This window comes from Novilysobacter selenitireducens, from assembly GCF_020026895.1.
Classification (GTDB): domain Bacteria; phylum Pseudomonadota; class Gammaproteobacteria; order Xanthomonadales; family Xanthomonadaceae; genus Lysobacter_C; species Lysobacter_C selenitireducens.
Map to the genome: position 1 here is coordinate 767,651 of NZ_JAINZW010000001.1, position 13,029 is coordinate 780,679.

Sequence of the window (13,029 nt, forward strand, 5' to 3'; positions counted from 1 at the left end):
GTCAGCCGCCCGCTGCGGGCGCCTGGGTCTCCTCGGCGGCCGCCTGGCCCACGCGTACGTCGACGAAGGCTTCGCCGCGGATTTCACGCAGGAACCGGTTCCACTCGTCTTCCAGCTTGCGGCGGCCAATGGTCTCGCTGACCTGGGCGCGTCGGTTGCTGTCACCGGCGTCGGCCTGGCGGCTTTCCTGGCGCTGGATGATGTGCCAGCCGGCCTCGGTGCGCAGCGGCTGGGATACTTCGCCATCGGCCAGGGCGGCGACGGCATTGCCGAACTCCGGGCCGAACTGGTCGCGGGTGAACCAGCCCAGTTCGCCACCGCGGGCTTGGGAGCTGGTGTCCTGCGAGCTTTCGCGTGCGACTTCGGCGAAGTCCGCGCCGCCGGCAATGCGGGCGCGCAGGGTTTCAGCGGCGGCCCGGGCCTCGGCGTCTTCGACACCATTGCCGACGCGCACCAAGATGTGGCTGGCGCGGTACTGGGTCACCATGCTCGGCTCGCCCTGGTTGGCGTCGCGCACCTCGACCACCTGCAGCAGCTGGAAGCCGCTGGGTCCACGCAACGGTGCGCTGACCTGGCCGGGCTGGAGGCCACGTACCAGCTGCGCGAAGGCCGCCGGGATTTCGTCCAGGCTGCGCCAGCCCAGGTCGCCGCCTTCCAGCGCGTTGGGGCTGTCGGAGTAGCGCACCGCCGCGGCCGCGAAATCCATCTCGCCACGGTCGAGCAGGCGCTTCACGCCTTCGATCTTTTCCTGTGCCGTCTGCAGCTGCTCGGGGGTGGCCGCTTCCGGCACGCCCACCAGGATGTGCGCCAGCCGGTACTGCTGGCCGGTGCCCTGCTGCGCCTCCATGGCCGCGTCGATTTCCGCCTCGCTCACCGACACACGGCTCTGGGCGAAGCGCTGGCGCAGGCGCTGGATGGTCAGTTCATCGCGGATCGAGCTGCGGAACTCGGCAAACGTGCTGCCGTCGCGCGCAAGCTGCTGCGCGAGCTGCTCCACGCTCAGGCCGTTCTGTGCGGCAATGCCGGCCACGGCCTGGTCGACTTCCTGGTCGCTCACCCGCACGCCGGTGGCATTGGCGCGGGCCACCTGCAGCTTGACCAGCACCAGCCGCTCGATCACCTGGCGCTCCAGCACCTCACGCGGTGGCAGCTGGTTCTCGCGGCCGGCGTACTGGGACAGGATGTTGGCCATCGCACGATCGAGTTCGCTGCGCAGGACGACGTCCTCGTCCACCACTGCGACGATGCCTTCGATCGGCTGCACGGCCGGGGCCTGTGCATGGGCGTGGAACGGAGCCAGTACGGGCGACGCCATCAGCGTCGCGGCGAGGACGCACGCGAGGGATGTCTTCATAGGATCGGATCGGGGGTGAGTTCGTCGCTGCCGGTCGGCAGGGAGGACGGTGGGACGAGGTAGAGGTCGTCGCGTTCGTAGCCGAGAATAGCACGCCGCAAAACGCCCTCCGTCTTCTGACCGGCCGAGCCCAGGCCCTTGAGTTCGATCTCCAGCCGGAGCGAATCGTCCAGGTCGCCGTCGCGGTCGCGGATGTAGCGGCGGGCCACCAGGCGGGCCGCCAGGCAGCAGCTTTCCCACTGGATGCCGGCGATGGATTCAAGCAGCTTCTTGTCTTCGAACGAGTAGTAATAGCGGCCGACGACGCTCCAGTTCCGGTTGATCGGGTAGAGGAACGCGAAGTCCACCTGGTCCACGAGATCCCGACGGTACCGGTAACCCGCGTTGATCACGCCGTAATCGCCGACCAGGTAGCGCGCGCGGATGCTGGCCAGGTCCTCCTGGCGGAACTTGGGATCCCACTGGTAGGCCGCGTTGATGGTCAGGCGATCGGTCGGGGAAAAGCCCAGGTCCGCGACCCACGCCGACTTTCCTTTCTCCACCGGCGTCTCGCCCGGCACGACCACGAGGCTGTCCTCGAAGTACTGGATCTGACCGATGCTCGCTGCCAGACGCTCGCGTCCATCTTCTTCGCTGATGAGCCGCGTCGTCAGGGCCGTCGTCAGCTGGTTGGCGTCGATCTGGCGATCCGGCCCGGTGTAGCGGTTGTCGCGGAAGAGTTGGCCCCAGCTGAACGTCATGGGCTGGGTATCGAACCGCGGTATCCCGCCCTGGTCGCGATACGGCACGTTGAGGTAGTAGAGACGCGGTTCCAGCGTCTGGAGATAGCGATCTCCGAACAGCGATGTTTCGCGCTCGAAGAACATCCCCGCATCCACGGACGAGATGGGGAGGCTGCGCGTTGGCGACTCGTCCCCCAGGGCTGCCGTCAGGGTGTCGTCGAGCTGGTAGGCGGTGTAGCGCCACGCCACCTTGGGCGTCACGAACCAGCTGTCGCCCTCCAGGGGCATCGCGATGTAGGGCTTGATATCGAACCGGTTTGCCTCTTCGCGGACCGAATGCTGGAACCGCACGGCCTCGCCGTTGACGCCCAACTCGAACCAGCGGCCGACCGGCTGCGCCCAATTGAGGTACGCACGGGGCAGCCTGTCGTACCGCAGCTGGCGCTCTGTCAGCGTGTAGTCCGCCAGCTGCTGTCGGTCGGCCATCAATCCGGCGTCCCAATAGCGGCCGCGGCCGTAGAGTCCGGCGGAGCTGGTGATCGAGTACTGCGAGACGGCGTACAGACTGTTGCTGAAGTCCTCGAGATAGTGGGGATCGCTGACCCAGCCGAGGTTGGCCCGCGCATACCACGTGCGATTGAAATTGTGCGAACTGGTCAACCTGAAGAGTCCGCGTTCATCCGGAAGCTCGCCCATCGACCGCAGGTAGCGGTCGGGCTCGCGCCCGGGGAGCTCGTCGTCTGCCATCCACTCGCCGAAGAACGTGCCGCGGCCCTTCTCGTAGAGCCACCGGAACTCGCCGCCCAGCTGCAGGCCGCGGTCGGTCATCAGGCGCGGGGTCAGCGTGGCATCGTAGTTGGGGGCCAGGTTGAGGTAGACCGGCTGCTTCCAGTCCAGCCCGTTGCGGTTTGACAGTGAGATCGAGGGATACAGAAGGCCGGTACGGCGGCGGTCGTCGACCGGGAACTTGAACCACGGCACGTAAAGCACGGGCACCTTGCCGATGCGCAGGGTGGCGTTGCGGGCCACGCCCATGCCTTCTTCGGTATCGATGTCGATGCGGCCGGCGCGCAGTTGCCAGCCCGGCTCCCTGGGGTCGCACGTGGTGTACGTCGAACCGATCAGCGAGCCATAGCGCCCACGCAGCTCGATGCGGTCCGCGCCGCCGTTGCCGCGGCGCTCCGTCAACTGGTACTGCAGGTCCTCGATGCGGTGCGTGTCCGCATTCTGATCGCCCTCGGCGCGCTCGGCCACGATCCGCATGCCGGCATCCTGGTAGCGAATGCTGCCCTCGGCGGTATAGCGGCCGGTGTCGGCGTTGTAGAGCAACCGATCGGTGCCCAGGAACTGGTCGCCACGGCTGAGGCGCACATTGTCCTGGACAATGATGTTCTCGTCGTCGGACGCGCGCTCCAGGCTGCCGCCTTCGATATCGGTCGGCGCCTGCGCCCGGGCTTCGGGCGTGCTGGCGCTGTCGAGGGGGGCGGGTGCATCACCAAAGGTCGGGACCACGTCGGTGACGCGGCACAGGCCCCAGTCCTCCCCGTCGTCCTGCGCGTGGGCCGGCAGTGCCAGCGCGATGCAGATCGAGAGCGGCAGCAGGCGAAGGGGTTTGCGCACGCGGCGGTCCGGTCGGAAAAATGGCCGCCAAGCTTGCCCCATCGACCGCAGCCCGGCAACGCTGTCGGCCGGGACCCGGCCAGCGCGTTCATCTTGGTAGTAGAAGAGGAAGTCGGCGCCGGGCCGACAAGGGGGTCAGGCCGCGCCGTCCAGGAGCACGCCCACGTGGGCCACGCTGCACTCGGCGAGGGCCTGCAGGTCGTAGCCACCTTCCAGCATCGACACCAGGCGGCCGTGTGCGTGGCGATCGGCGATCGCGACCAGCTCCCCCGTCAACCATGCGTAGTCGCTGGCTTCCAGCTGCAACTGCGCCAGCGGGTCCAGCCGGTGGCCGTCGAATCCTGCCGACACCAGCACGAGTTGCGGGCGGAAGCCGTCGAGGGCCGGCAGCAGCGTGTCACGCCAAACCTGCCGGAACCCATCGCCATCCATGCCGGGTGGCAGCGGCGCATTCACCACGTTGCCGACACCTCGCTCGTCGGCATATCCCGAATCCGGGTACAGCGGCGCCTGGTGCGAGCTCAGGTACATCACCCGCGGGTCGGTATCGAAAATGTCCTGCGTGCCGTTGCCATGGTGGACGTCGAAGTCGATGACGGCCACGCGCTCAAGGCCGTGGCGGTCACAGGCGTGTGCGGCGGCGACGGCAATGCTGTTGAACAGGCAGAAGCCCATCGCGACGGACCCGGTGGCGTGGTGGCCGGGTGGGCGCACCGCGCAGAAGACGCGACCGGCGTCGCCAGTCATGACCGCATCGACGGCGGCCACGCCCGCGCCCGCCGCGCGCAACGCCGCTTCGGCCGAACCCGGGCCGAGGAAGGTGTCGGGATCCAGTGCGATGCGCTGTTGGACGGGCGTGTCCAGCACCAGCGCCAGAAGCACATCGTCGTGCACGCGTAGCAATTGGCCGCGGGTGGCGGATGGCGCTTCGTGCCAGTCGAGGGCCGGCCAGGCGGCGCGCAGGGCGTCGGTGACCGCGGCCAGGCGGGCCGGGCGCTCGGCGTGGCCGGGGCCGGGGTCGTGGGTGGCGCAGGCCGGATGCGTGTAGGCCCGCAGCGTGCTCATGCGCGCCGGCGCTCGTGGTTCCAGACGACCTCGCCGTGGCCGCTGTCACGCGCCAGCACGCGCGCCAGCACGAACAGCAGGTCCGACAGTCGGTTGAGGTAGCGAACGGCCTCGGGCCGTACCGCCTCGAGGCGCGACAACGCCACGGCTTCGCGCTCGGCGCGGCGCACGACGGTGCGGGCCACGTGGCAGCGGGCCGCGGCCTCGCCGCCGCCGGGCAGGATGAAATCCTTCAGTGCGGGCAGGTCGGCATTGAATTCGTCCAGGCGCTGCTCCAGGCGTTCGATGTCGGCATCGAAGATCGCCGCATGGCCGGGGATGCACAGCTCCCCGCCCAGGTCGAACAGCTGGTGCTGCACCGCGGTCAGCAGCACGCGGACGTCGTCGGGCACCGGCGCCGCCAGCACCAGTCCGATCGCCGAATTGGCTTCGTCCACGGTGCCGTAGGCCTCGACCCGCGCCGAGTCCTTGTCCACCCGGCGTCCGTCACCCAGGCCCGTGGTGCCGTCGTCGCCGGTGCGGGTGTAGATCTTTGAGAGGCGATTGCCCATGGCGGTCGGCCGCCCCTGCGTCAGGCGGTCTGGGCGCGCAGCGCCGGTACCTGGCGGCGCAGCAGCGCGAAGCCGCCGAACAGCAGCGCCGAGTAGAACAGCGTCGACAGCACCGTCCACTGGAAGAACGGCACGCCGGCGATGTACGCCGCCGCCAGGCCGCCCGCGGTCTGCGGATACATCGGGCTGCCGATCCATGCACCGAAGTTGGTGACCAGGAAGAACAGCACCGAGCCGGCCAGCGAGTAGCCCAGTACGCGCGCACCATTGACGCGGCCGCGCAGGCCCAGGCCCATCGCCGTGGTCAGCGCGATGCAGCCGTACACCAGCCAGATGCCCGTGCCGCCGAACCAGCTGGCGTAGAGGCCGCCATGCATCGATGCGAGTACCACGTCCGACAGCGCAAGCGCGGCCAGCGGCACGATGAAGGCCCACTTGCGCGCGGCGAAGTACGCGCCGGCGAACAGCGCCACGGCCGCGACCGGCGAGAAGTTCGGCGGATGCGGCAGCACCCGGCTGAGCGCGGCCAGGAGGATCAGGCCGGCGAGTACCAGCGGACCGGGGGACAGCAGCGAGGCAACGGGACGATTCATCAGCATGCGGATGGGCGAGCGGACAGACCCGGTAGCATAGCGCAATGGCCAGCCCGACCCCCGCGCCACCGCAGCCCGATTCCGCGCGCACCACGACCCCCGATGGCGCCACACGTGACGCACGCACGCACGACGTCCTGATCGTCGGTGGCGGCCTGGTCGGCAGCAGCCTGGCAATCGCACTGGCACGCATTGGCGTGGATGTCGGGCTGGTCGAAGCGACTGCGCCCGGGTCGTTGCCGCCGGTGTTCGACCAGCGCAACCTCAGTTTCGCCGAGGCGTCGGTGCATGCCCTGACCGCGCTGGGGGTGATGCAGAAGCTGCGCGCACCGACCGGCGCGATCCGGCGCATCCATGTATCCCGCCAGGGTGATTTCGGGCGGGTCCTGCTGGAGGCCGGGCGGCACGGGCGGGAGGAATTCGGGCGGGTGGTCGTGGCGCGCGACTTCGGCGAGGCGCTGGAAGCACGCGTGGCCGAACTGCCGGGCATCGTCCGCTACCGCCCGGCACGTTTCGAAGCGACGTCGGTCGAGCCCGGCAGCGAAGCGTCACTGCGCGAAGTGCAATTGTCCGAGGGTGGCAACCCGCTGCACCTGCGCGCGCGTTTGCTGGTCGGGGCCGATGGTGCCGACAGCGGTGTGCGGCGCGCGCTGGGCATCGGCCATGCGCGACACGAGTACGGGCAGGTGCTCTTCGTCTGCCGGCTGCGCACCGATCGCCAACCCGAGGGCACGGCGTTCGAGCGCCTCGGGCCGGGCGGCCCGACCGCACTGCTGCCGCGTGGCGATCGCCACTACGGGCTGGTGCTGGGCGTGCCCGCCGACGAGGCCGCACCGGTGTCCGCGCTTGACGATGCCGCGTTCCTTGCGCGTGCGCAGGCGACGTTCGGTTGGCGTGCGGGACGGTTCCTGGAATGCGGCCCCCGCAGCCTCTACCCGGCCGTCAAGGTCGAAGCCGAGGCGCTGGCTTCCGAACGCGCCGTGCTGGTGGGCAACGCCGCGCAGGCGATCCACCCGCTGGGGGCGCAGGGCTTCAACCTCGGCCTGCGCGATGCGATGACGCTGGTCGACCTCATCGAGTCCACCCGTCGTGACGGCGCTGAAGGTGACTTCGGCCACGCGAACCTGTTGCAGGCGTACGTGGCGCGACGCCGCGAAGACCGTGCCGCCACGATCGCCTTCTCCGACGGACTGGCACGCGTCGGCGCCAACGGGTCGAGCTTCCTGGCGCCGCTGCGCAGCGTGGGCCTGTTCGCGGCCGATCGCCTGCCCTCGGTGCAGGCCGGGCTGGTGGGCGGCGCGCTCGGTTACCGCGGCGACGTGCCGCGGCTGTGCCGGAGGCCGGCATGAGCCGGCGCGATCCATTCGACGTGGTGGTGGTGGGCGGCGGCGTCGTTGGTGCCGCCGCGGCGCTGGCGTTCGCGGGCGACGGCGCGAGGGTCGCGCTGGTCGAAGCGCACGTGCCCCCGCCGTGGCGCGGCAACGATGAAGCCGGCGACGCCCACTTCGACATCAACCAGCCCGACCTCCGCGTGTACGCCTTTGCGCCGGACAACGCCGCGCTGCTGGATCGCCTGGGCGTCTGGCCATCGATCCGCGACGCGCGCATCCAGCCGTACCGCGCGATGCAGGTGTGGGATGCGGCGGGCGGCGGCACGTTGCGCTTCGACGCCGATGCGCTGGCGCGGCCCGAGTTGGGCTGGATCGTCGAACACGGGTTGCTGGTCGACCGGCTGTGGTCGGCACTCCCGGCAGCGGGCGTGCAGGTGCGTGCGCCGGACCGCGTGGAGGGGCTGACGCAGGACGAGGCGCTCGCCTCGATCGACCTTGCCGGCGGCGATCGCCTGCATGCGCGCCTGGTGCTGGCCGCGGACGGCGCCGAGTCGCATTTGCGCGCGTTGGCCGGAATCGAAGCCGACACCCGCGACTACGGCCAGCGCGGCGTGGTGGCCTTCGTCGACAGCGAGCACCCGCACCAGGCGACGTGCTGGCAGCGGTTCCTGCCGACCGGGCCGCTGGCCTTCCTTCCTTTCGTCGACGGCCATGCACCGTCGCGGCGCAGTTCCATCGTCTGGACCCTGCCCGAAGCCGAGGCGGCGCGGGTCATGGCGCTGGATGATGCGGCGTTCCTCGACGTCCTCGGGCGAGCGTTCGACGGGCCGCTGGGGGCGCTGACCGCGGTTTCGCGGCGCGCGGCGTTTCCGCTGCGCCGCCGCCTCGCGCATCGGTACGTCTCGGGCCGCGTGGCGCTGCTGGGCGACGCCGCGCACGTCGTGCATCCGCTCGCAGGCCAGGGCGTGAACCTGGGCCTGCGTGATGTGTCCGCCCTGCACGATGCCGCGCGGCGTGCACGTGTGTTCGATACCGGGATGGGCTCCACGCGCTGGCTGGAGCGATGGGCGCGGGTACGGCGCAGCGAGAACGCCGTGGCCGCGCATGCCTTCGACGGATTGAACCGCCTGTTCTCCAACGACGCGTTGGCGCCCACATTGCTGCGCGGCACGCTGCTCGGGTGGGCCGGTCGGATGCCGCCGCTCACGCATGCCCTCTGGAAGCGCGCCGCGGGTCTCTGAGCCCGGCGGCCGGAACGAAAAGCGCCCCGCACATGGCGGGGCGCAAAGGTACATCGGGTTCTTATCGTCGTTCGCCGCGGGCCACTTCCAGCCGCGCGGCTGCAGGCGCTGTTTAGCGGCGGGCCTGCATTTCGGCGGCGCTGAGCTGGCCGTCGCCATCACCGTCGACCATGTCGAACTCGCTCGACAGCGTGGCGTAGGCGGACACCTCGTCGCGGCTCAGGTAGCCGTTGCCGTCCAGATCCAGGGAAGCGAAATCGACGGTCAGCGTGCCATCGGCATTGACGGTCGCGGTCGTCGCGGTGGCGGCACCGACTGCACCGTTCACGGTATCAACGACAGGCACGACCGGTACGACCGGAGCGACGGGCGTCGGCGCCGGCTCAACGGTCGCCTGGGCCGTGGCTTCGGCCGCGATCTGGGCGCGCGCCGCCGCGGCGGCAGTCGCGTCGGCGGCCGCGTCGGCCTTCATGGCGGCTTCGCGTGCCTGGACGGCCGCGCCGAGCTTCTGTTCGCCCTTGTCGGCCCCCGACTTCGCGCCGAGCGCGGCGTTGGCGGCGTTCACGGCCTCGTTGGCTGCCAGCTGGGCGTCCACCGACGACTCGTGCGCCGTATGCGCAGTGGCTTCGGCAGTCGCCGCACCGTGCGCCGACATCGAGCCCGAATCACGGACGGCCGCTGCGGCCTGCGCGGCTTCCTGCGCAGCCTCGGCGGCCTCGCGTGCGGCCTTGGCGTCCATTACTGCCAGCTCGGCTTCGGCCTCGGCCTGTACTTCGGCCTGCGCCTCGGACTGCTCCTGGGCCATGGCGGTACCGGTCATGCCCATGGCAGCCAGCAGCGCCACGGTGATGCGGGTCTTGCGGAAATTCGTGTTCATGTTCAGCCCTCTCGGGTGGTGGGTGCGGCGACCCTAGGCCCGCCCTGGTCAACCCGGTGTGTACGCACGAAACGCCTGCTGAACCGTGCTCGAGAGGTGTCCGCCAGCGCGTTCAGCGCGCGGCCGGACGGGCGAAGACCGTGATCTCCTCGCGGTCGTGGTAGAGCTGGCGGGCGCGTATCTCCAGCGTGCGGTGGGCGGCCTGTTCGAAGCCCTCCAGGCAGATCCGCGTCTCCTCCCAGCGCTTCTTCATCGGCAGCTTCAGGTTGAACACGGTCTGGCGGCACCAGCCCTCGCGCAGCCAGGTCGCCATGCGGTCGGCGACGCGCCGCGGCTGCTCGACCATGTCGCAGACCATCCAGTCGAGCGTGCGCGGCGGCTGCCAGCTGAAGCCGTCGGCGCGCAGGTGGTCGACGCGGCCGCTGTCGAGCAGCGCCTGGCGCAGCGGACCGTTGTCGACCGCAGTGACCTTCATGCCGTGGCGCATCAGCACCCAGGTCCAGCCGCCGGGCGCGGCGCCCAGGTCGGCGGCCTGCATGTTGTCGCGGAGCAGCTTGGCGCGCTCATCGTCATCGAGCAGCGTCAGCAGCGCTTCCTCCAGTTTCAGCGCTGAGCGGCTGGGTGCATCGGCATGCATGCGCAGGCGCGGGATGCCCATCGGCCAGGGCGCGCTGTCAGCCGGGTCGGACGTGGCCAGTACCAGGTGCGTACCGCCCAGCAGCACGACGTGCAGGCGCGGCCGACCGGGATCGGGCTGGGCCGTCAGCCAGCCGGACTTGCGCAGCAGCGGTCGCAGCGCGTTGGCAAAGCCGCGCGCCAGGCCGGCCAAGGGTTTGCCCGTGTCGGAGTCGGGGTGCTCGGTCCACAGCTCGCCGAACACCGGCACGTCGGGTTGGCCGCCATAGGCCGACTCCAACGCGGCCAGCAGCGGCGTCGCGCGGTCCTGCGGGTCCAGCCCCGGGAGGTCTTTGACAATGCGCAGCTTCTGGCGGGCGAAGATCAGCCGGTCGAACGGCAGCGCGCGGTCGAGCGCATCAGGGCGATCGCAGAAGAACGACACGTAGCCATCCCCGCGCTGGGTGCGGGCATAGCCGGGATGTCCCGCGTCGGCAGCGCGGTCGACCAGTTCGGCGGCCAGTTCCGGCTCGAAACCGGCACGGCAATACAACAGCAGTCCATCGACCTTCATCCCGCGTCCCTCCCTGTAATGCAGCGGTCCGGCATGCCGGCGCGTCCCGGCAGGTGCCGGTCTCTGGGCAGCCTCAATAGAACGTGCCGCCCAGTTCCCCGTACTGCTTGAGCACCGCGCGGGCGTCGTCGCGATGCAGGTCGCGCACGACCTCGATCCCACGCTTCTGCAGTTCACCGATCCAGTCGGCCGGCAGCGGCCCCTCGTCGAACTCGGTCAACGACTCGACGTCCTCGCTGCGTGCGCCGATCAGCAGCCGGTCGACGCCGGCCCAGAACGTCGCGCCGTAGCACTGGCAGCACGGCTGCGCCGACGTTGCCAGCGTGAAGGGGCCGACCCGCGTGCCGTCCTCCAGCTCGTTCAGGCGCGAGCGCTGCGTGCGCTGCTGCGCCAGCATGTAGGCCATCGTCTCGGCGTGCGCCAGCGAGCACTGCTGCGGCAGCACGCGATTCACGCCAACGGCGACGATGCGGTCGTCGGGCCCGAAAACCGCCGCGCCGAACGGACCGCCGCTGCGGGACTCGATGTTGAGTCGCGACAGCTCGATCGCGAGTGCGACTTTCGCCTCGTCGCCGGCATGGGTGCGATCGGCATCCACGTGCTCGTGCACCCAGGCCGGCAGCGTGAGGTGGACCTGCGCGTACAGCATCAGGCCTTGGCCGCCCAGGTGTCGCGCAGGGTCACGGCGCGGTTGAACACCGGGGCGTCGCTGCGATGGTCGCGGCGATCGGCGACGAAGTAGCCCATGCGCTCGAACTGGAACGCCGTCTCCGGCGCGGCATCGGCGGCGGACGGCTCGACGTATCCAATGGCCGTGCGTCGCGAGTCCGGGTTGAGGTGGTCCTGGTAGGTCTTGCCGTCGCTGTCGTCGTCGGGGTCCGGCACCGAGAACAGCCGGTCGTACAGCCGGATCTCGGCCTCGACGGCGTGACGCGCGCTGACCCAGTGGATGGTGCCCTTGACCTTGCGGTTGGCGCCTTCCATGCCGGGACGCGACTCGGGGTCGAGCGTGCCGCGCAGTTCGACGATGTCGCCGGCGTCGTCCTTGATGACTTCGTCGCAGCGCACGATGCCCGCGCCGCGCAGCCGCACCTCGCCGCCCGGCACCAGCCGCTTCCAGCCCTTGGGCGGGACTTCGGCGAAGTCCTCGCGCTCGATCCACAACGCGTTGGAGAACGGCACCTCGCGGCTGCCGAACGCCTCGTCCTTGGGGTGGTTGGAAAACGTGAGGGTCTCGACGTGGTCGTCGGGCAGGTTGGTGAGGGTGAACTTCAGGGGCTCGACCACGGCCATGCGGCGCGGCGCGCGCGCGTCGAGGTCCTCGCGCAGGCAGCCTTCCAGCACGGCGTAGTCGATCAGCGAGTTCTGCTTGCTCACGCCGAGGCGGTCGGCAAAGAGACGCAGGGAGGCGGGCGTGTAGCCGCGGCGGCGGATGCCCTGCAGGGTCGGCATGCGCGGGTCGTCCCAGCCGTCGACCAGCCCGGCCTGCACCAGCGCCATCAACTTGCGCTTGCTCATCACCAGATACGTGAGGTTGGCGCGCGAGAACTCGATCTGGCGGGGCTTGGCGGCTTCGCTCGGCAGGCCCTTGGAGGTCAGCGGCTCAAGCAGTTCCGGTGAGTTCGCAAGGTCGACCCGGTCGACGCACCAGTCGTACAGCGGGCGGTGGTCCTCGAACTCCAGCGTGCACAGCGAATGCGTGATGCCTTCGATCGCATCCGACAGCGAGTGCGCATAGTCGTACATCGGATAGATCGGCCAGGCGTCGCCGGTGTTCTGGTGGGCGACCTTCTTGATGCGGTACAGCGCGGGGTCGCGCAGGTTGATGTTGCCGCTGGCCATGTCGATCTTGGCGCGCAGCGTGTGGCTGCCGTCGGCGAACTCGCCGGCGCGCATGCGGCTGAACAGGTCGAGGTTCTCGTCAACGCCGCGGTCGCGGAACGGCGACGGCCGGCCCGGCTCGGTCAGGGTGCCGCGGTACTCGCGCACCTGTTCGGCGGTCAGGTCGCACACGAACGCATCCCCTTGGCGGATCAGCTTCTCGGCGGCGAGGTAGAACACCTCGAAGTAGTCCGACGCATGGCGCAGGTCGTGCCACTCGAAGCCGAGCCAGCGCACGTCCTCCTGGATGGCGCGCACGTACTCGGGGTCTTCCTTCGCCGGGTTGGTGTCGTCCAGGCGCAGGTTGCACACGCCGCCGAATTCCGCGGCGATGCCGAAGTCCAGGCAGATCGCCTTCGCATGGCCGATGTGCAGGTAGCCGTTGGGCTCGGGTGGGAAGCGGGTCTTGATCGCCGCGTGCTTACCGCGGGCGAGGTCCTCGCGCACGATCTGGCGGATGAAGTCGCTCTTCTCCGGCGTGGCGGGGGCGTCGGGTGCGGCAGGCGTTGCGGACATGCGTGGGGGTCGGTGCGGGGAAAGCGGGCAGTTTAGCCGCTGGGCCGTCGCCACGCCGACGTTGCAGGTGCGGCGCTATGCTCGGTGCG

General features: G+C 70.0%; 11 protein-coding genes. 2 read left to right on the forward strand and 9 right to left on the reverse strand.

What is annotated here, in order from left to right; translation table 11 throughout:
• Position 1 precedes the first annotated feature (1 nt).
• The 5 genes from K6753_RS03445 to K6753_RS03465 all read right to left on the reverse strand — a co-directional run bounded on the left by K6753_RS03445 (position 2) and on the right by K6753_RS03465 (position 5,905).
• Positions 2–1,354 (reverse strand): peptidylprolyl isomerase, encoded by a 1,353-nt coding sequence (locus K6753_RS03445; RefSeq protein ID WP_223674767.1) that lies wholly within the window; start codon positions 1,352–1,354, stop codon positions 2–4.
• Positions 1,351–3,696 (reverse strand): LPS assembly protein LptD, encoded by a 2,346-nt coding sequence (lptD, locus tag K6753_RS03450; RefSeq protein WP_425492050.1) that lies wholly within the window; start codon positions 3,694–3,696, stop codon positions 1,351–1,353. Before lptD ends, K6753_RS03445 begins: the two co-directional genes overlap by 4 nt.
• A 135-nt stretch (positions 3,697–3,831) precedes the next feature.
• Positions 3,832–4,752 (reverse strand): histone deacetylase family protein, encoded by a 921-nt coding sequence (locus K6753_RS03455; RefSeq protein ID WP_223674856.1) that lies wholly within the window; start codon positions 4,750–4,752, stop codon positions 3,832–3,834.
• 5 nt (positions 4,753–4,757) lie between these two features.
• The gene (locus K6753_RS03460; RefSeq protein WP_223674769.1) at positions 4,758–5,312 is read right to left on the reverse strand and encodes a cob(I)yrinic acid a,c-diamide adenosyltransferase; all 555 of its coding nucleotides are present in this window, start codon (positions 5,310–5,312) and stop codon (positions 4,758–4,760) included.
• Between the two features lie 20 nt (positions 5,313–5,332).
• A complete protein-coding gene (locus tag K6753_RS03465) occupies positions 5,333–5,905 on the reverse strand; it encodes a DUF6580 family putative transport protein (protein ID WP_223674770.1) in 573 nt (190 codons plus the stop codon).
• A 44-nt stretch (positions 5,906–5,949) separates the two neighbouring features.
• Between K6753_RS03465 and ubiH the strand changes: the two genes are divergently transcribed.
• Together ubiH and K6753_RS03475 are read left to right on the forward strand one after the other, a co-directional pair.
• Complete coding sequence (gene ubiH / locus K6753_RS03470; protein WP_223674771.1) at positions 5,950–7,254, forward strand: 2-octaprenyl-6-methoxyphenyl hydroxylase; 1,305 nt, start codon at positions 5,950–5,952, stop codon at positions 7,252–7,254.
• Positions 7,251–8,477 (forward strand): FAD-dependent monooxygenase, encoded by a 1,227-nt coding sequence (locus K6753_RS03475; RefSeq protein WP_223674772.1) that lies wholly within the window; start codon positions 7,251–7,253, stop codon positions 8,475–8,477. The genes ubiH and K6753_RS03475 overlap by 4 nt, the downstream gene beginning before the upstream one ends.
• 112 nt (positions 8,478–8,589) lie before the next feature.
• Here K6753_RS03475 and K6753_RS03480 read toward each other — a convergent pair whose 3' ends face one another.
• The 4 genes from K6753_RS03480 to K6753_RS03495 form a co-directional block, all read right to left on the reverse strand.
• The gene (locus K6753_RS03480; protein ID WP_223674773.1) at positions 8,590–9,354 is read right to left on the reverse strand and encodes an EF-hand domain-containing protein; all 765 of its coding nucleotides are present in this window, start codon (positions 9,352–9,354) and stop codon (positions 8,590–8,592) included.
• A 112-nt stretch (positions 9,355–9,466) separates the two neighbouring features.
• Positions 9,467–10,543 carry a 23S rRNA (cytidine(2498)-2'-O)-methyltransferase RlmM gene (gene rlmM, locus K6753_RS03485; protein ID WP_223674774.1) on the reverse strand — a complete coding sequence of 359 codons (1,077 nt, stop codon included), beginning with the start codon at positions 10,541–10,543 and terminating at the stop codon, positions 9,467–9,469.
• Between the two features lie 73 nt (positions 10,544–10,616).
• Complete coding sequence (locus K6753_RS03490) at positions 10,617–11,192, reverse strand: nucleoside deaminase (RefSeq protein WP_223674775.1); 576 nt, start codon at positions 11,190–11,192, stop codon at positions 10,617–10,619.
• Positions 11,192–12,940, reverse strand: coding sequence for a glutamine--tRNA ligase/YqeY domain fusion protein (locus K6753_RS03495; protein ID WP_223674776.1), 1,749 nt, complete (start codon positions 12,938–12,940; stop codon positions 11,192–11,194). Before K6753_RS03495 ends, K6753_RS03490 begins: the two co-directional genes overlap by 1 nt.
• Positions 12,941–13,029: the final 89 nt, after the last annotated feature.

Bases quoted from the DNA above. Each gene is read 5' to 3' on its own strand.
- K6753_RS03445 (WP_223674767.1), bottom strand. From the start codon at position 1,354: ATGAAGACATCCCTCGCGTGCGTCCTCGCCGCGACGCTGATGGCGTCG.
- K6753_RS03460 (WP_223674769.1), bottom strand. From the start codon at position 5,312: ATGGGCAATCGCCTCTCAAAGATCTACACCCGCACCGGCGACGACGGC.
- K6753_RS03465 (WP_223674770.1), bottom strand. From the start codon at position 5,905: ATGAATCGTCCCGTTGCCTCGCTGCTGTCCCCCGGTCCGCTGGTACTC.
- ubiH (WP_223674771.1), top strand. From the start codon at position 5,950: ATGGCCAGCCCGACCCCCGCGCCACCGCAGCCCGATTCCGCGCGCACC.
- K6753_RS03475 (WP_223674772.1), top strand. From the start codon at position 7,251: ATGAGCCGGCGCGATCCATTCGACGTGGTGGTGGTGGGCGGCGGCGTC.
- K6753_RS03480 (WP_223674773.1), bottom strand. From the start codon at position 9,354: ATGAACACGAATTTCCGCAAGACCCGCATCACCGTGGCGCTGCTGGCT.
- rlmM (WP_223674774.1), bottom strand. From the start codon at position 10,543: ATGAAGGTCGATGGACTGCTGTTGTATTGCCGTGCCGGTTTCGAGCCG.
- K6753_RS03490 (WP_223674775.1), bottom strand. From the start codon at position 11,192: ATGCTGTACGCGCAGGTCCACCTCACGCTGCCGGCCTGGGTGCACGAG.
- K6753_RS03495 (WP_223674776.1), bottom strand. From the start codon at position 12,940: ATGTCCGCAACGCCTGCCGCACCCGACGCCCCCGCCACGCCGGAGAAG.